The organism is Congregibacter litoralis KT71, assembly GCF_000153125.2.
Classification (GTDB): Bacteria; Pseudomonadota; Gammaproteobacteria; order Pseudomonadales; family Halieaceae; genus Congregibacter; species Congregibacter litoralis.
In genome coordinates this window covers 255,814-272,822 of sequence record NZ_CM002299.1, presented here as the reverse complement: position 1 = coordinate 272,822, position 17,009 = coordinate 255,814, and the positions used below count along the sequence as shown (strand labels likewise).

Below are 17,009 nucleotides of genomic sequence, written 5' to 3'. Positions count from 1 at the left end.
ATCTCCGGATATTTAGCGGTAGTTGAAAGCGTGTAGCAGACGGAATCATAGCGAACCTTTTGCCAAGGGGAAGCGGCAACTCTCATTTAGCCTGTGCTAATGTGCTGCGTTTGCTGACTTTGGCCGTAACATGCCCACGCTAGAAGAATTCTCCCAACGGTTTGTCGACGCGGTTTGGGGTACCCCCCTCGTCGCATTGCTCCTCGGGGGCGGCATTTTCTTTCTGTTTTACTCCCGGGCACTGCCCTATAGACATTTCGGCCATGCCGTCGGCATCATGCTCGGTCGCCACGATACGCCGGGCGAGGCTGGTGAACTCTCCCACGGCCAGGCACTGGCCGCAGCTTTGTCCGGCACCATGGGCCTCGGCAATATTGCCGGCGTATCCCTCGCCATCGTGGCAGGGGGCCCCGGCGCCGTATTCTGGATGTGGATTTCGGCGCTCGTGGGCGTGGCCACCAAGTTTTTTACCTGCTCCCTGGGTGTGATGTACCGCGGAGAGGACAGCATGGGCAAGCTTCAGGGCGGGCCCATGTACATTATTCGTGAAGCCCTGCCCAGGCAGTTCTATCCCCTCGCGATTTTATTTGCCGTGGCGGGGCTCGTGGGCACGCTGCCGCTTTTTCAAGCCAACCAGCTCACGGCACTGATCGGTGACACGGTGTTCAACGGCAATATGCCTGGCTGGGGTGGTCCCACCATCGGTATCTGCATCGCCTGTTTGGTGGCCGGCGTTATTTTTGGGGGGCTTCCTCGTGTGGCCAAGGTCGCCGTCGCCGTGCTTCCCAGCATGGTGGTGGTCTACATGTTGATGACGCTCTACGTGATCATCAGCAACGCTGCACTGGTACCCGCGGTATTTGCCAGCATTGTCACCGAAGCGTTTACACCGCAGGCGGCGGGAGGCGGCTTTATCGGCACCCTGTTGATCGGTATCAGTCGGGGCGCATTCTCCAACGAAGCGGGGGTGGGCACCGAAGTGATGGCCCACGGCGCGGCCCGCACGAACGAACCCATCCGCGAAGGCCTGGTAGCGATGCTCGGGCCGGTCATCGACACGCTCCTGGTGTGCACCTGCACTGCGCTGGTCATTCTTCTCACGGGGCAGTGGCAGGTTCCGGGGGAGCTCTCCGGTATCACCTTGACGGCCAACGCCTTTGTGGGCGAGATGGGGCATTTTGGCCTGATACCCCTGGCGTTTGTCACGCTGATTCTCAGCACCACGACAATGTTCACGGGTTGGTACTACGGCGCGAAGTGCTTCGGGTTCTTATTTGGCGCGGAGGTGCAGCACCATTTTCGCTGGGTCTTTGTGGGCACCGTGATCGTCGGCGCCAGCGTCAGCATTGACATGGTGTTTAATATTATTTCCGGTGCCTACGGACTGATGGCAATACCCACCATGGTAAGCACCCTGGTGCTGGCACCCAAGGTCATGGCGGCAGCCCGGGAGTACTTCGCTCGCCACCCCTACTAAAGTAATCGCTTACTTACGCCTTAAAGCTTTTGGATGCAGGCATCATCTCGCTTAAGCGGCGGCGCTGCTGGTATCTGCCAGCGCCGGAGAACGACTAAGGGCGCCCAGAATCGCTAGGAGGGAGGCCTGGACGATATCGTGGCTACGTCCCACGCCGCAGCTGCGATCTCCCTCAATATTGAGCTGGATATAGCACACGGCTTCGGCATCGGCACTCTGGGACAGAGCGTGCTCGCTGTACTCCACCAGCACAATGGATTTGCCCACAAAGCGCTCCAGGGCATCCACAAAGGCCGCCACCACGCCGTTACCGGTGCCGCTCAACTGACGGGATTGGGAGCCGTCCTGGATGGTGAGCTCCAGATTATCGACACCCCCTGCACGACGCAGTTGGTAATCATTGAGACGCCAGCGCGGTGAATCGGGAAGATAGGTTTCCTGAAACAAACTGTAGATGGCCTCAGAGCCCACCTCACCCTCAGTATCTTCTGCATAGGCCTGCACCGTGGCGCTGAAGTCGATCTGTAGCCATCGCGGCATGTCGTAGCCGTGATCCGCGTGCATAACGTAAGCAACACCACCCTTACCGGACTGGCTGTTGATGCGGATAACTTCCTGATAAGAGCGGCCAATGTCCGCGGGATCGATGGGCAGGTAAGCCACTTCCCACGGCCGGGTCTCATCACCTTCCCGCCGCGCGAGGCACTTTTTGATGGCGTCCTGGTGACTGCCGGAGAAGGCGGTAAACACCAGCTCTCCTGCGTAGGGGTGGCGGGGATGCACGGGCAACTGTGTGCAGGCTTTCACGGTCTCAATAATCTCATCCATGCCCGCGAGGTTCAGCTCGGGGTCGACGCCCTGGCTGTAAAGATTCATGGCCATGGTGATGATGTCCATGTTGCCCGTGCGCTCGCCGTTACCCATGAGCGTGCCCTCGATGCGGTCCGCGCCGGCCATGACACCCAGTTCGGCCGCGGCTACGGCGCAGCCCCTGTCGTTGTGCGTGTGCAAAGACAGAACAATGCTGTCCCGCCGCGCGACATGGTCACAGAACCATTCGATCTGATCCGCGTAGACATTGGGGGTGCTCATCTCCACCGTCGCCGGCAGGTTGATGATGCATTTCTTTTCCGGGGTGGGCTGCCAGACGCTGGTGACCGCATCGCAAACCTCCACGGCGTAATCCAGCTCCGTACCGGTGAAGCTCTCCGGGGAGTACTCGAAGGTCCAATCGGTATTCGGGTAACGACCCGCGTAGTCTTTTACCAGGCGGGCACCGTTTTCGGCGATGGCTTTAATGCCCTCTCGGTCCAGACCAAAAACCTGCTCACGCTGCACCGTAGACGTGGAGTTATATACGTGAACGATGGCCCGGGGCACGCCCTCAAGGGACTCAAAGGTCCGGGCAATCAATTCCTCACGGGCCTGGGTAAGGACCTGAATCGTGACGTCGGCAGGGATACGCTTGTTTTCGATGAGATTGCGCACAAAGGCGAAGTCGTGGCCGGAGGCCGAGGGAAAGCCAACCTCAATCTCTTTGAAGCCCAGTTTTACCAGGAGCTCCCACATACGCAGTTTCTGCGCCGCCGTCATGGGCTCAATAAGCGCCTGATTACCATCGCGCAGATCCACACTGCACCAGTTGGGCGCGCGTCGAATCTGCCGGTCGGGCCAACGACGGGACGTCATCGGCACCGGGGCAAAAGTGGGGTATCGGCGGTGATCAAAGCGGCTCATGGCGAATTCCGTGCTGATGTGAAGCTGAGGTCGGTATTTTAACAGCGCGGAGCGGGTAAGCGCCGACGCTGTGCCGACCGAATGGCCAGAGGCCCGAAACGTTTTTTTTAACCACAGGACTCACGGGTAATGCCTGAGGTGGAGGCTGGCGACGTTGCCCGGCAGGCGTACCTTGTGAGCATTGCCGACGCTGACCGAGGGGTAGCTCGCAAGCGGCGGGGCAACGTTTGCACCAGAGCCCACAGTATAGGCGGGGTCGCGTAGGGAATTACTGCAAACTACGGTGTAATCTGCCCTATATAGAGAGATTATCACTTCAAAATGGCCTTTTATTAGCTATAGTAGCTATCATCAAACAAATCACTGGAGATTTTATAGTGCCCGCGCCTGAGCTCGACCGTCTGGATCGACGGATTCTCCAGCACCTCCAGGCCGATGCGCGCATCAGCAACCTGGACCTGGCGGCTGCCATCGGCCTGTCTCCGACCCCCTGTGCCCGACGGGTGAAACGCCTGGAGGAGTCGGGACTCATCCGGGGCCATGTCACGCTCCTTGATCAACAGCAGCTTGGACTCACCCTGACGGCGTTTATCAGTATCAGCATGGACCGGCATACCCCGGACCGTTTCGACGCCTTTGAGGAGGCGGTCAGGGATTATCCGGAGGTGATCGAGTGCAATGTGGTAACCGGCCAGAATTCGGACTATCTGGTGCAAGCGGTGGTGCCCGACATGACGTACTACGAGCGATTTTTGCTGGGCAAGCTTACGCGTATTCCCGGTGTGACCGGCGTCCACTCCAGCTTCGTGTTACGCCGCGTGGTTCAGCGCACGGCACTACCCCTGGAGCATACTGCCCGGGAGACTTAGGCGGCCCAGGAAGCCCTTGACGGCGTTATGAAAGGTCAGCGGGCCCGCGGACCGGCGAAAAACCAAATCAAAACGCCAATAACGGGGAGCAACAGAATCACAAGGGTCCATAGGAGCTTCGACCCCATGGAGTTTGGCGCCTGCAAAACGTTGATAATCGCCCACACGTCGGCGATGAGAACGAGGAGTCCGAAAATACCGCTGACTTCTATACCCACTTACATCTACTCCTTATCTGTTTGTTTGTTTGTTTGCTTGACTGACGGATTTCCATCGCCTGGCCAAGAACTGATCTTGGTAATCCAGACATTCGCAATGCACAAATTATACGCCACGCGCTCCCAGGATTCTCCGCAACCCGTTCCGGTGCGCCCGCTGTCAAAGTATTCTCCGGGCGTTATTGCTTAGCTGCCTGCTTGGGCTCAATCATCAAATAGGTCGACTCCTGCTCTCCCACGTTAAGTGCCTCGTGCCAGGGAATCCCATCAGGGTTGGAGAACATATACGCGTCGGGAATTTCCATCGTACGCGTGCCGTCGGCATCCGTTATCTCCATGATTCCGCCGCTAATCACATAACCCACATGAGGAGGGTGATAGTGGCGTTCGTGGCCTACCCCTGGAGGAAAGCTGCAGCGCAAAACCCGGAGATTGTCATCTTCGTGGAGCTTCTCGCAAACCGGCTCGCCATCCCAACCGGCCTCGAGGGGACCGGGAAGATCTCCGGCACTCACACCGACGCAATTCACGGCGGCCGCCAGCGCTAAGATTGCGGATCGCCGCATGTACTTTTCTCCCAAGAGTGATTCGACGGTTCATTGTAACCATTGCATTGCGTCATCAAATCAAATCGCTCTACGTTTGAACCTGCGTCGACGCATTTGTGTGTAGGGTGTCGCGAGCCTAGACTCCCCCCATGACTAAACTCTCCGTACTCGATCTTGCCAATATCGGCGAGGGCTTTACCCCCGCAGATGCCCTCGCCAATGCTCTCGACCTCGCACAGCATGCGGAAGCTGCGGGCTATCATCGCTTCTGGCTGGCCGAGCATCACAACTTTGATGGTATCGCCAGCGCCGCCACCGCGGTGTGCATCGCCCACGTTGCCGGCGGCACGAGGAGCATACGGGTGGGTGCTGGCGGCGTGATGCTGCCCAACCATTCTCCCCTGGTGATTGCAGAGCAGTTCGGCACCCTGGCCACGTTGTACCCGGACCGCATCGATCTTGGTCTTGGCCGCGCTCCGGGCACGGACCAGAACACCCTGCGTGCAATGCGCCGCAGTGCCGACGCTTCAGAGCACTTCCCCCAGGACGTTGTAGAGTTACAGGCGCTATTGGGGCCGCGCCAGGACGGTCAGTCCCTCCGTGCAATCCCCGGCGAGGACACAAACGTACCCCTTTGGATACTCGGGTCGAGCCTCTTCGGCGCCCAGCTCGCTGCCATGCTGGGACTGCCCTATGCTTTTGCATCGCATTTCGCGCCCCAGGCCCTGCATCAGGCTATCAACATCTACCGCGAGCGCTTCGAGCCATCGGCGCAGCTTGCCAGCCCCCGGGTGATGGTGAGTTGCAACGCAATCGTTGCCGACACCGAAGACGAAGCAAGGCGCCTCTTTACCTCATCACAGCAGACCTTCACCCGCATGGTGCGCGGCGGCCGGGGCAAGCTGCCACCGCCCATCGACGACATCGAAACCTTCTGGTCGCCTGCGGAAAAAGCCCAGGTATCGTCCATGCTCGCCTGCTCGTTTTATGGATCGCCGGAAACCATTCGCGAGAAGATCCAAACCTTGATCGACGCAACGGCTGCTGACGAGCTCATGGTCTCGGCGGCCATCTGGGATCACAAGGCACGTGTGCGTTCCTTCGAGCTGCTGGCTGAGGCCATGGGGCAGAATACCGAAAAGAGTACCCAGCAGAGCACCGAAGAAGCGGTGCTGACGTCGGCGTGACTAAGCCGGATTCCATCAAGTGGCCAAAACTCTTTGCGGAGTCCATCGCAATTGTTGCGAGCATTCTTCTGGCGTTTGCTATCGATGCCTGGTGGGACGAACAGAAAGAGCGCCGCTACGAGAAAGACAGCTTGCTGGGGTTCAACGCGGAGTATGACGAACACTTCAAAGATATTAGTCGGCAGATCGACTTTCATGAACAGCTTCTTCGCGGTATCGCTACGCTTCTCGAAGCCTGCGCAGTGGGCAGCTACGAAGAAAACAGTGTCAGTATCGATGACGCAGTATGGGCATCGCTTGTCCCGGTAACGACAGATCTTGGATCCAGCGTTCGCGATTCCCTCATTAACGCTGGGCGGATCGAAATCATCAGCGATATTGAACTGCGTAAAAAGCTCGCCGATTGGGATCGGTATCTTGATGAGCTGACCGACACGCAACTGGCCAGCGCTGATCTCGTAAGGGAGCAACTTCTGCCCTTCTACTCCAAACACGGAATAGGGCTGGCTCACGGAAACAACGGTAAGGACGGCACGCCCTGGCCACGGGCAACAAAACCCTCAAACCCGGATTCCGAGGCTTTCACTCAGTTGTTCAAAGATCGGGCCTACTGCACGACCCTTGAGTATCGCTACGCCAACATGAACCATACCTTGGATGAGTATCGCTACGTTTTAGAGGCCATCGAAGAAATACAAAGGTTGCTCGAAAAGCCCTGACTACGGAGAAGCAAATGAGCTACATCGACGGTTATTTGATTGCCGTGCCGACGGCGAATGAACAAAAGTACATCGACTACGCACAGTCCAGCGACAGCATCTTCATCGAGATGGGCGCAACGAGAGTAGTCCAGTGCTGGGGTGACGATGTTCCCGAAGGAAGCACCACGGATATGCGCAAAGCCGTACAGGCGACAGCCGACGAATCCATTGTGTTCGCATGGGTCGAGTGGCCAGACAAAGACACCCGCGAAGCCGCAATGGCGACGATGATGTCCGACACCTTTGAGGATGATCGACTAAACACCCAGAAGAATCCGATGCCCTTTGATGGCAGCCGTCTTATCTATGGCGGCTTTAAACGCATCGTCGAACTTTAGGGCCCCTGCTTTCGACCAGGACCGACGACGGGACAGTAATAACTCTGAGTAAAAGCTAAGGCGCCCTCTCTCCTAGCGCGACAATCCCGACAGGGGCCACGAGGGAATCTCGCCGCAACCCAAATCCTGATACTCACGAGAAACGAACTGTTCACTCAGACCGTTGTTGTCCAGGAACAGGTCGACGTAGAGGGCGCAGCGTAAACGCTCGGGCAGCGACTCTTCTTTAGCAAGGCGCTGCTTTACATCCTCCACGGTCACACTGATGCGCCGGGAGCGCACACCCCCATCCTCCGCAGCGTCCAACAGCATGAGGTTGGGCTCCTCCGCACTCCAGGAGGGCCAGGCGGCTTGCGCCGAGCTTCGGCCGCTGCCCGGACGACCGCTGTAGGCAAAGCCCGCCCAGTAATCCCGCATGGCACGTCCAAGTGCCTCGCGCTCCTCATAGTTACCGGCATAGAAAACCCCGGGTGCGACGCGACTGATCAGGGGACCAAACAGAAAATCCAGCTCCAGGGCATGAGAGGCCCCGAGGAGCTCAGGCAAATCTACAAACCAGTTTTTCTGCATGCTATCCCAGTCAAAGCGGTAGGCGTACAGAGGCGTATCGGGACTGCTCTCGCTGATGAGCGACAGCGGGAGATCCACGCCCGTCGCCTTCCAGGCATCGCTGTGATAGCGGTTTAGGCGCTCATAGCGCTCGGGGTCATCCACCCGCGGTAGCACGCCCAGCAAATTTGAGGTGTAGCGCCCGGAAAGCAACAGGAACAGCTTCATCTCGTCGCGATTTCCCCCAATCATCAGGGGCATCTGGTTCCAACGCGCGGGGTCGTTGAATATCTCCGTGAGGGGTTCCTCGGGCAATACCACGCCATCGCGGAACAATGCCGGCGCACGGTATAGGCCGCCGGGCGTGAAGAGGGGCGTCATGATGTCCTCAACACTGAGTCGTCGAAAATAGCGGGCGAGCTCAGCTGCCGGCATCTGGTCTATCGGAGCTGATGCCTCGGGACCGTCGTCTTGCTGAAGCCAGGCTCGGGCTAAAGCGTAGGAGCCGTTGGGATGACCTGGCTGGGGATCGTCCGGAGGATTTTCCGCGCGGCTGCGCGTAAAGGTCCCGGGGAAGCCACTCTGGATAATTGCCCCGTGAAACAGGCCTTTGGCCAGGGGGGATGCCAGTAAGCCAAAGATATTGCGACCGCCGGCGGACTCGCCAAACACGGTGACCCGCTCAGGATCGCCGCCAAAATTTTCGATGTTGTCCCGCACCCACTTGAGCGCCGCAATCATATCCAGGAGGGCGTAGTTTCCCGAGGCGTCCTCCGCCGAGACGCCGTCGCGCAGTGCGGCATGGCTAAACCAGCCAAGAAGCCCGAGGCGGTAGTTCAGGGTCACCATCAGCACGCCCTGCTCCTGAACAAAAGCAGAGCTCTCGTAGGGGACGGCCGAGCCGATGGTGTTTCCACCACCGTGAATGAACACCATCACGGGCAAGCCGGCTTTCTCGTCTATACCGCCGGGAGCAAAGACATTGAGGGACAGGCAGTCCTCGCTGCCGATAAGGGTGCCGGGATCTGCCGTGGAGGCAGACAGGCGACTGGCAAACTGCGGGCATACATCGCCAAAGGCGAGACTCTCCCGGGGGCGTGCCCAGGGCTGTACAGGTTCCGGAGCGCGCCAACGGCGCTCACCCACCGGGGCAGCAGCGTAGGGAATGCCGAGCCAGAGCTGTGCTCCCGGCGCACTGATGCCACCCAGCACCGGCCCGGACTGCGTGTCCCGCAGTGTGCTGTTATCTGCCATTAGCGTAAGCGGGCCATCGACCGTCTCTTGTCGGTCGATATACAGCCCACCAACAATGAGCGCCAAACCCGTGATCAGTACTAGCCAACGCATTTGCGGTTCCTCCTGCGCGCTACTTTAACGTCAGCGGGGCCGACGGAGAACATCCCCCGGGAAAATGCATCCTGTGGCGAGGGAGCACAACGCCCTGGTGTACCATTGCGCGCCCATGGCATACACCCCCGAAAACTCGCGTCTTGATCCCGGCTCCAAAGCAACGCTGATGTTTCTTGCAGCGCTGGTCGCCCTGGGCCCGCTTAGCGTTGATATGTACCTGCCGGCAATGCCGGCCATGCAACAGGCCTTCAACACTGACATCGTGCATATGCACTTTACCCTTAGCGCCTATCTCTGGGGCTTTGCGGTCTTTCATCTCGCCTGCGGTCCCCTCGCGGATCGTTTTGGACGGAAACCGGTACTTCTTGGGGGCACAGGACTGTTTGTTCTGGCCTCCGCAGGCTGCGCTCTGGCGAACAGCGTAGAGGAGCTGACCACCTATCGGTTTATGCAGGGGGTCGGTGCCTGCGTAGGACCCACCCTGGCCCGCACCATCACGCGAGACATCTTTGGACCGAAGGGTGCCGCCCGGGCGTTATCACTGATTGCCATGCTTATGGCACTTGCACCTGCCGTGGCCCCGGGGCTTGGAGGGCTTATGCTGCGCTACGTGGAATGGCCAGCGGTCTTCGTTTTTCTCAGTGTTTATGGGTCGATTGTCATGGTAATCATCGGCTTTCGCATACCGGAGACCCTGGCTGAGCCACAAAGTCTGCGCCCCGGAAACATCGCTGCCAATTACCTTGTGCTGTTGAGGGATCCGGTGTTTTTACCCATCGCCGCAGCCAGCGCGCTGGTCTATGCGGGACTGATGGCCTACCTTGCCTGTTCCGGCTTCGTCTTTATCGACATGCTGGGCGTACCCGTGGAGTATTTCGGCTTTATCTTTCTGAGTTCGGTGTTTGGCTACATGGGAGGCAGCGCCGTGAGCGCGCGCCTCGCTGTCCGATACGCCACATCTGAGTTGTTACTCCTCGGTGGGGTGATCGCTACGGTCGCGGTGCTGTCCATGCTCCCTCTGCACCTCCTGGCACCCACCTCAATACTGGCACTGATTCTACCCATGAGCTTTTACTCCGCCGCCCTGGGCCTGGTGCTGCCTCAGGCCATGGCCATGGCCATGGAACACTTCCCTAGAATCGCCGCCACCAATTCATCGCTGTTTGGTTTTTTACAGATGGGACTGTCAGCGGTGATCACGGTCGCGGTGGGAAGCGTATTAGTGTCATCACCGCTGCCCATGATCATCACCATGGCAGTGACTCAGGTGCTTGCACTGCTTTTAATGGTTTACGGCAGGGCGCAGAGCAAAAAACATTACCCTATTCACCCTTTATCTACGGAGCCCGACTCACCATGAAGATTGGCATTATCAGCGGTAGTCATCGCAACGATTCTCAAAGCGAAAAGATAGCGCGCTACGCACTGGGGAAGCTCGAAAAGCACGGCCTTTGCTACGAAACCTACTTGTTTTCCCTGGCCGACAACCCCCTGCCATTCTGGGACGAGGGGCTTTGGAATGGCGATCCGAAATGGGAAGAAGCCATTGGTGAGCTCCGCGATGAGCTCAACAGCTGCGATGGTTTTATTGTCGTGACGCCGGAGTGGCACGGCATGGTGCCTTCAGGACTCAAAAACCTCTTTCTGCTGTTTCCCGGTTCTGGTGAGCTGGCTCACAAGCCCGCCCTCATCGTGGCGGTATCCGGCGGTGCCGGAGGTGGAGCCTATCCCGTTGCGGAGCTGCGCATGAGTAGCTACAAAAACAGCCGGATCTGCTATCTGCCGGAACATCTCATCGTGCGTAATGCAGGCATGGTATTTAACGAAGACAGCGCCGAAAACGACGACAAGCAGCATGACTACCTGGATGCGCGGCTCACGTACTGTCTGGAGATGCTCGGTGAATACACCAAAGCGTTTCAGCAAATCAGAGCGAGCGGTAAAACCTCGCTGGAGGAGTACACCAACGGCATGTGATTAAACCAGGGAGGGTCTTACCAGCGGCAAGAACGCCCCGCCGCTATGGGCGGCGGGGCGGTTTATTAGATTAGGACTTGGAGTCTGCCATCTGCATGGCGCGTTCTTTCTCAATGAGAAAATCCGCAATCTTGAGCATATTTGCCTGACCACCGGCCTTGCGTGTGCTGATGCGATACTTCCCCGCCACCATCAGTTCCGGCGTACCGGTGATTTTAGCGGCACGGGCCCGTGCGTTTGCCTGTCGGGCCTGGCTGCCAACGCCGAAGGAGTTAAACGCCTTGGAAAAGTCCTCCCGGGAAACGCCATTAGCGGCAAACAGGTCCGCCAGCTCGTCCTCATTAGCCAGGCGCTTGCGATCTACATTGAGGGCCTGAAACAGCGGCATGTGCATTTTATCCAACACGCCCAGCGCCTCTGCGGCATAAAAAGCTTTTGCGTGGATTTCCATCGGTCCGTTCCACATGGCGGGTGAGCCCTTCACAACCACGTCGTCCGCCAGACCTTTTTTCCATTGCGTCAGCTGAGGCTCGAAGGTGTAGCAGTGGCCACAGCCGTACCAGAAAAACTCCGTGACCTCGATTTTGTCAGAGCTTCCACGGATGGCCGGGGAGATAACATCGTAGTGCTCTCCCGCCACGTAGTTTTCGTCTTGGGCCTGAGCGGACAGCGCCGCCAGCTGCAGGGCGAGCATCGCGAAGGCAGCGAGGCAAATACGCTTAAGCATAATCTTCTCCAGAAACATCTTGGGGTTAACTACTCGGACAGGCATCGTAACGAAAAGTTCGTCTTTTGGGCACCGCCATGGATCCCGGTCGTTATTCAAATCCGTCTATCAAAAAAAACGGCCCGCAAGGCGAGCCGTTTATCGAACTACTGCGTTCAGAAATGCTGGCTAGTTGAGGCCCGACACATAGGCCGCCACCGCTTCGATTTCCATATCAGAAAGGCCGAAAGCGTTGCTGCGCATGATTTTGGTCTCACCGCCGGTAACGCGACCCGTGGGATCCTCGTAACCTTTGCGATAAGCCTTGAGCTGCGATGCTACGTAGTCTGCATGCTGACCGCCGAGGGCAGGAAAGCCCGCTGGTGCGTTTCCGGCACCCCGGGCGCCGTGACAGGCGATGCAGGCAGCCACATTGCGTTCTGCGACACCGGCGCGATAAACCTTTTCGCCCAGGGCAACGAGCTCCGGATCGGCTTTCTCAACCCCGCGAGGCTGGCTGTCAAAATAGGCGGCGATATCCGCAAGATCCTGATCGGACATGTTGTCAACCTGACCAGCCATCTGCGCTACCGGGCGCACGCCATCGCGGATGTACTGGGTCTGCTTGAGCAGGTACTTTTCGCCCAGTCCCGCAAGCTTGGGGAACATTGCAACGGCACTGTTTCCATCAGCACCATGGCAGGCACCGCAGGCAACGGCCTTTTGCTCACCGGCGACGGGGTCACCCTTGAGTATCTCAGCAGCCTGCACACTCGCGGTGCTAACAACTGCGCCTACAATGAACGCTCTGAGAACAAGCAGCTTTTTCATAATTTCAGAATCCCTACGCTTTTTTTCCGGCTGCTTATTCAGCCGGTGTAGACATGTACTTGATCAGTTCCATGTACTCTTCATCCGAACAGTCAAAGCACATGCCCATGGGCGGCATTGCATTGAGACCGTTCTTCACAGACGCCATCAATGCGTCCATGCCCTTGGCCAGCCGAGGCTCCCAGGCTGACGCATCGCCCGTCTTGGGGGCACCGGCGACACCGGCAGCGTGACAGACGGCACAGCTTTTACCGTACTTCTCCATATTCGGCTCTGCATGAGCAGCCATAGCAAGTACCGCTACCGCAGCGGCCAAAATGACTTTCTTCACGGTAAATTCCTCCTAACGGTCAAGGTTGGCGTCCTCACAAGGTCTCAACATGTGCTCAAGACCTCTGGTAATTCGATGCGAGAAACACCCCACAATTCACGCCCCTCTATTTGAAGGGCGCGCTATTATACTCAAGATGGATACCCCAACAAATCACCCGAAGGGCGCCGCCCTGGCCGAGCCCGTCAGCAAACCGGCCTATCGCAAAGCCGCGTTCCTCACCAGCGCCGCCAAAGTCAGCCAATGCCCTGAGGATATTGGCTGGGAAGTGGCCTTCGCAGGACGCTCAAACGCCGGAAAAAGCAGTGCTATCAACAGCCTGACGCAAAACCACAAACTCGCGCGCACCTCCAAAACCCCGGGGCGAACGCAGCTCATCAACTTTTTCACCGTCGGTGAGCAGCAGCGCATCGTCGACCTGCCGGGCTACGGGTATGCCAAAGTACCGCAAAAACTCAAGCAGGACTGGACTAAACAGATGGAGGCCTATCTCCAGGAGCGACAGAGCCTGCGGGGTCTTATCCTGTTATCGGACTGTCGCCACCCCCTCCAGCCCTTTGACCAGCAGATGCTCACCTGGGCCGCAGAAGCGGATATGCCGGTGCACATGCTCCTCACCAAATGCGACAAGCTGTCCAAGGGCGCCGGCAAACAGACCCTTCTCAAGGTCAGAAACAGCGTCGCCCCTCTCGGTGAACTGGTCACCTGCCAGCTGTTCTCGGCACTTAAGCACACAGGGCATGGCGAGTTGATCGCGACCCTTGATCAGTGGCTTACGGATACGTCAGTATTTGACGATGACTCCGAAGAGGCCGACCTCGCCCCCTAAACACCCCCTGCGCAAGCATTCCGCAAACCAGCAGATGACAAGGTTCACTCCCCGAAAAAGACTTGGGGGATCGGTACGTGAACCTTGTCATCTACCGATTCGCTCGCATCGTGCCCAGCGAGCAAGCGCGGGAGTGTTTCGCGAAGCGTAAAAGCGACAGCAGCGAGCGGGGCACTGCCGTGATTGCTCGCGGTTCGTGGCGTAGGAGTCTACGGAAACCACACGCCGGTTCGCTGACATTGTGCTCAGCGAGCAAGCGCGGAAGTGTTTCGCGAAGCGTAAAAGCGACAGCAGCGAGCGGGGCACTGCGGTGATTGCTCGCGTTACAAAGCCAATAAAAATGAAATTTTTCAGCGGTTTATGAGAATTGCGGGCAAAAAAAGGCCCGGTTGCAAAACGAGGAGAAAAGCAACCGGGCAGTCAGGGTCTCTAGGGGTTCGAACGCTGGAAACCATGCTAACCAGCGTTCCGGAACAATGCACTTCACTTCATTGTCACGATAAGTTTGAGGGCGCTTTAGAAAAGAAGTTCCAAAGGAGATGAAAAAAATTTAGTGGGCTTCGTCCCAATTCGCGCCGCGCCCCACCTCGACGAGCAAAGGCACGGCGAGTTCAGCGGCCGCCGACATCTGCTTACACAGCTCATCACAGACAGGATCGAGCTGATCCTCTGCGACTTCCAGCACCAATTCGTCGTGAACTTGCATGATCATCTTCGCATCGACGCTATCGTCGGCGATCCAGCGATCTACGGTGATCATGGCTCTTTTGATGATATCTGCCGCGGTACCCTGCATAGGCGCATTGATGGCGGTTCTTTCCGCCGCCTGCTGGCGATTTTTGTTCCGGACATTGATTTCCGGCAGATACAGACGTCGGCCGAAGAGCGTTTCGACGTAGCCCTGCTCATGGGCAAGGGCCCGGGTGTTGTCCATATACTCCCGCACCCCGGGATAGCGCTCAAAGTACACGTCGATGTAACGCTGGGCCTCGCCGCGATCAAGACGCAATTGCCGGGCAAGACCGAAGGCCGACATGCCATAGATCAAACCAAAGTTAATCGCCTTGGCTTTGCGGCGCTGTTCACCGGACACCGCATCCAGGGACACGCCAAAGACCTCTGCGGCCGTGGCGCTGTGCACATCAAGATTCTCTCTGAAGGCTTCGAGAAGCCCCGCATCCTTCGAGAGATGCGCCATGATGCGCAGCTCAATCTGCGAATAGTCCGCCGCCACCACCTGGTAACCCTCGGCGGCGATAAATGCCTGGCGAATACGCCGACCCTCTTCCGTGCGGATGGGTATGTTTTGTAAATTCGGATCCGATGACGACAAACGGCCCGTGGCCGTCACCGCCTGGTGGTAAGAGGTATGAATTCGCCCCGTGCGCGGGTTGATCATGCCCGGCAGCTTGTCCGTGTAGGTGGACTTGAGCTTGGATAGGCCCCGGTGCTCGATAAGCAGCTTGGGCAGAGGGTAATCCAGCGCAAGTTCCTGCAGGACCTCTTCTGCGGTAGAGGGCGCACCCTTGGGTGTTTTTTTGATGACGGGAAGCTCGAGTTTTTCGAAGAGTATCTGCCCCAGCTGTTTCGGGGAGCCGAGATTAAACACCTGGCCCGCCAGATTGTGAGCCTCCTCTTCCAGAGCCTGTAACCGACCCCCCAGCTCGCGGCTCTGCTCCCAAAGCCGCTCTTCATCCAGCAGTGCACCGGTTCGCTCCATGCGGGAGAGCACCGGTACCAGGGGCAGCTCAATATCAGAAAAGACGCTGGCGAGGCCCGCAGACTCCTGAAGCTTTGGCCAGAGGGTCTCATGGAGCGCGAGGGTGACCTCGGCATCTTCCGCAGCGTAGGGCCCCGCCTGCTCTATGCCCACCTGATCGAAGGTAATCTGCTTGGCGCCTTTGCCTGCTACATCCTCAAAATGAGTGGTACTGCGACCGAGATACTTCAGCGCAAGGCTATCCATGTCGTGGCGCGTGCCCGTGGAATCCAATACATAGGACTCCAGCATGGTGTCAAAGGCGATGCCCTGCATGTGAATGTCGTAGCGCGCCAGCACGCTGGCGTCATACTTGAGATTCTGCCCGAGCTTGGGTTTTGCAGGGTCCTCCAGCAGCGGTTTCAGTGCCGCCAGAATGGCATCGCGGTCTAGCTGCGCCGGCGCCCCGGGATAGCTGTGAGCAAGGGGTACATAGGCTGCCTCACCGCGCTCCACCGCAAAGGACAGGCCCACGATATCCGCTTCCATATAGTTAAGGCTGGTGGTTTCCGTATCAAACGCAAACAACGGGGCCTCGGACAGGCGCGATAACCAGTCATCAAAAGTGGCCTGGTCCAAAACCGTTACATAGTTTTGCTCGCGGGTGTCCGCTTCCACCGTGGCATCGCTGCTATCACCGGATGCCTCGTTCTCCAGCTCGTCTATCCAGCTCTTGAATTCCAGCTCCCGGAACAACGCCAGGAGCGCTGCCTTATCCGGCACGCCATTCGCAAGATCCGCATACACCAGGGGAAGTTTCAGGTCCGTGGCGATGGTCGCAAGCTCGTAGGATAGATAGGCGTTATCCCGCTCCTTCTCCAGCTTCGCCGCCATGGTTTTGGCCCCGCGAAAAGACAGGTTCTGCACTTCATCGAGGGACGCATAAATCTGATCAAGACCGCCAAGGCCCTGGAGGAGACCCAGCGCGGTTTTCTCTCCTACTCCCGGCACCCCGGGGATGTTGTCCACCTTGTCACCCATGAGCGCCAGAAGATCAATGATCAGCTCCGGGGGAATGCCAAATTTATCCACCACGCCCTGGGGATCCATGAGCGTGTCGTTCATGGTGTTCACCAACGTGACCCGATCGTTGACCAGCTGCGCCATATCTTTATCGCCGGTGGATACGATAACGGAGCAGCCCGCCTCACTCGCCTCTTTAGCGAGGGTTCCGATAACGTCATCCGCCTCAACGCCCGGCTCGCAGAGCAGGGGCAGACCCATGCCCCGCACAATGCTGTGAATGGGTTCAATCTGCTCCCGAAGGTCATCGGGCATGGGCGGCCGGTTGGCCTTGTACTCGGGATAAATATCGTCGCGGAAGGTTTTGCCCTTGGCATCAAAGACCACGGCAATGGTGCTCTCGGGGTAATCCTTCTGGAGGCGGCGAATCATGTTGATAACGCCTTTGACCGCGCCCGTGGCCGCACCCTTGGAGTTCGTGAGCGGCGGGAGGGCGTGATAGGCACGATAGAGATAAGAAGACCCGTCCACCAGGATCAAAGGCTGCTTGTCGCTCATGGGGTTTTCAGACTCCTGTCA

General features: G+C 58.1%; 16 protein-coding genes. 8 read left to right on the top strand and 8 right to left on the bottom strand.

Annotated features, from left to right (window positions below; translation table 11 throughout):
- The first annotated feature begins 130 nt into the window (after nt 1–130).
- Nucleotides 131–1,477, top strand: coding sequence for an alanine/glycine:cation symporter family protein (locus KT71_RS01285; protein ID WP_008293317.1), 1,347 nt, complete (start codon nt 131–133; stop codon nt 1,475–1,477).
- Between the two features lie 51 nt (nt 1,478–1,528).
- Here the strand turns inward: KT71_RS01285 and leuA are convergent, their stop codons facing one another.
- Entirely contained in the window at nt 1,529–3,214 is a 1,686-nt protein-coding gene (leuA, locus tag KT71_RS01280; RefSeq protein ID WP_023659776.1) for a 2-isopropylmalate synthase, read from the bottom strand.
- Between the two features lie 377 nt (nt 3,215–3,591).
- On the opposite strand from leuA, the gene KT71_RS01275 reads away from it, so the two are divergent.
- Nucleotides 3,592–4,083 carry an Lrp/AsnC family transcriptional regulator gene (locus KT71_RS01275; RefSeq protein WP_008293320.1) on the top strand — a complete coding sequence of 164 codons (492 nt, stop codon included), beginning with the start codon at nt 3,592–3,594 and terminating at the stop codon, nt 4,081–4,083.
- 35 nt (nt 4,084–4,118) lie between these two features.
- Here KT71_RS01275 and KT71_RS01270 read toward each other — a convergent pair whose 3' ends face one another.
- Nucleotides 4,119–4,301: a PLDc N-terminal domain-containing protein gene (locus KT71_RS01270; RefSeq protein WP_008293321.1), complete on the bottom strand. Its 183-nt coding sequence runs from the start codon at nt 4,299–4,301 to the stop codon at nt 4,119–4,121.
- Between the two features lie 179 nt (nt 4,302–4,480).
- Nucleotides 4,481–4,867 (bottom strand): cupin domain-containing protein, encoded by a 387-nt coding sequence (locus KT71_RS19960; RefSeq protein WP_023659775.1) that lies wholly within the window; start codon nt 4,865–4,867, stop codon nt 4,481–4,483.
- Nucleotides 4,868–4,998: 131 nt separating this feature from the next.
- Here KT71_RS19960 and KT71_RS01260 point away from each other — a divergent pair, with 131 nt between their 5' ends.
- From KT71_RS01260 to KT71_RS01250, 3 genes are read left to right on the top strand one after another with little or no spacing between them, the layout of a single operon-like run.
- Nucleotides 4,999–6,036: an LLM class flavin-dependent oxidoreductase gene (locus KT71_RS01260; protein ID WP_008293324.1), complete on the top strand. Its 1,038-nt coding sequence runs from the start codon at nt 4,999–5,001 to the stop codon at nt 6,034–6,036.
- The gene (locus tag KT71_RS01255) at nt 6,033–6,755 is read left to right on the top strand and encodes a hypothetical protein (protein ID WP_008293325.1); all 723 of its coding nucleotides are present in this window, start codon (nt 6,033–6,035) and stop codon (nt 6,753–6,755) included. Before KT71_RS01260 ends, KT71_RS01255 begins: the two co-directional genes overlap by 4 nt.
- A gap of 14 nt (nt 6,756–6,769) precedes the next feature.
- Complete coding sequence (locus KT71_RS01250; RefSeq protein WP_008293326.1) at nt 6,770–7,135, top strand: DUF1428 domain-containing protein; 366 nt, start codon at nt 6,770–6,772, stop codon at nt 7,133–7,135.
- A gap of 72 nt (nt 7,136–7,207) precedes the next feature.
- Here the strand turns inward: KT71_RS01250 and KT71_RS01245 are convergent, their stop codons facing one another.
- Entirely contained in the window at nt 7,208–9,031 is a 1,824-nt protein-coding gene (locus KT71_RS01245) for a carboxylesterase/lipase family protein (RefSeq protein ID WP_008293327.1), read from the bottom strand.
- A 64-nt stretch (nt 9,032–9,095) separates the two neighbouring features.
- Between KT71_RS01245 and KT71_RS01240 the strand changes: the two genes are divergently transcribed.
- Nucleotides 9,096–10,394 carry a multidrug effflux MFS transporter gene (locus KT71_RS01240; RefSeq protein WP_008293328.1) on the top strand — a complete coding sequence of 433 codons (1,299 nt, stop codon included), beginning with the start codon at nt 9,096–9,098 and terminating at the stop codon, nt 10,392–10,394.
- Nucleotides 10,391–11,011 carry an NADPH-dependent FMN reductase gene (locus tag KT71_RS01235; protein WP_008293329.1) on the top strand — a complete coding sequence of 207 codons (621 nt, stop codon included), beginning with the start codon at nt 10,391–10,393 and terminating at the stop codon, nt 11,009–11,011. Before KT71_RS01240 ends, KT71_RS01235 begins: the two co-directional genes overlap by 4 nt.
- Before the next feature lie 70 nt (nt 11,012–11,081).
- Here KT71_RS01235 and KT71_RS01230 read toward each other — a convergent pair whose 3' ends face one another.
- From KT71_RS01230 to KT71_RS01220, 3 genes are all read right to left on the bottom strand, one after another.
- Nucleotides 11,082–11,738, bottom strand: a complete 657-nt coding sequence (locus tag KT71_RS01230) for a thiol:disulfide interchange protein DsbA/DsbL (protein ID WP_040362094.1) — start codon at nt 11,736–11,738, stop codon at nt 11,082–11,084.
- 168 nt (nt 11,739–11,906) lie between these two features.
- Nucleotides 11,907–12,548, bottom strand: a complete 642-nt coding sequence (locus tag KT71_RS01225) for a c-type cytochrome (protein WP_008293331.1) — start codon at nt 12,546–12,548, stop codon at nt 11,907–11,909.
- Between the two features lie 34 nt (nt 12,549–12,582).
- Complete coding sequence (locus KT71_RS01220) at nt 12,583–12,879, bottom strand: c-type cytochrome (protein WP_008293332.1); 297 nt, start codon at nt 12,877–12,879, stop codon at nt 12,583–12,585.
- A 136-nt stretch (nt 12,880–13,015) separates the two neighbouring features.
- Between KT71_RS01220 and yihA the strand changes: the two genes are divergently transcribed.
- Complete coding sequence (gene yihA, locus KT71_RS01215) at nt 13,016–13,708, top strand: ribosome biogenesis GTP-binding protein YihA/YsxC (protein ID WP_008293333.1); 693 nt, start codon at nt 13,016–13,018, stop codon at nt 13,706–13,708.
- Nucleotides 13,709–14,258: 550 nt separating this feature from the next.
- Here the strand turns inward: yihA and polA are convergent.
- The gene (gene polA / locus KT71_RS01210; RefSeq protein ID WP_008293334.1) at nt 14,259–16,988 is read right to left on the bottom strand and encodes a DNA polymerase I; all 2,730 of its coding nucleotides are present in this window, start codon (nt 16,986–16,988) and stop codon (nt 14,259–14,261) included.
- Between the last annotated feature and the right edge of the window lie 21 nt (nt 16,989–17,009).

What these genes read in the sequence shown, in the direction of transcription:
- polA (WP_008293334.1), bottom strand. Translation starts at nt 16,988, where the DNA reads ATGAGCGACAAGCAGCCTTTGATCCTGGTGGACGGGTCTTCTTATCTC.
- KT71_RS01285 (WP_008293317.1), top strand. Translation starts at nt 131, where the DNA reads ATGCCCACGCTAGAAGAATTCTCCCAACGGTTTGTCGACGCGGTTTGG.
- KT71_RS01225 (WP_008293331.1), bottom strand. Translation starts at nt 12,548, where the DNA reads ATGAAAAAGCTGCTTGTTCTCAGAGCGTTCATTGTAGGCGCAGTTGTT.
- KT71_RS01245 (WP_008293327.1), bottom strand. Translation starts at nt 9,031, where the DNA reads ATGCGTTGGCTAGTACTGATCACGGGTTTGGCGCTCATTGTTGGTGGG.
- KT71_RS01230 (WP_040362094.1), bottom strand. Translation starts at nt 11,738, where the DNA reads ATGCTTAAGCGTATTTGCCTCGCTGCCTTCGCGATGCTCGCCCTGCAG.
- leuA (WP_023659776.1), bottom strand. Translation starts at nt 3,214, where the DNA reads ATGAGCCGCTTTGATCACCGCCGATACCCCACTTTTGCCCCGGTGCCG.
- KT71_RS01235 (WP_008293329.1), top strand. Translation starts at nt 10,391, where the DNA reads ATGAAGATTGGCATTATCAGCGGTAGTCATCGCAACGATTCTCAAAGC.
- KT71_RS19960 (WP_023659775.1), bottom strand. Translation starts at nt 4,867, where the DNA reads ATGCGGCGATCCGCAATCTTAGCGCTGGCGGCCGCCGTGAATTGCGTC.
- yihA (WP_008293333.1), top strand. Translation starts at nt 13,016, where the DNA reads ATGGATACCCCAACAAATCACCCGAAGGGCGCCGCCCTGGCCGAGCCC.
- KT71_RS01260 (WP_008293324.1), top strand. Translation starts at nt 4,999, where the DNA reads ATGACTAAACTCTCCGTACTCGATCTTGCCAATATCGGCGAGGGCTTT.
- KT71_RS01250 (WP_008293326.1), top strand. Translation starts at nt 6,770, where the DNA reads ATGAGCTACATCGACGGTTATTTGATTGCCGTGCCGACGGCGAATGAA.
- KT71_RS01240 (WP_008293328.1), top strand. Translation starts at nt 9,096, where the DNA reads ATGCATCCTGTGGCGAGGGAGCACAACGCCCTGGTGTACCATTGCGCG.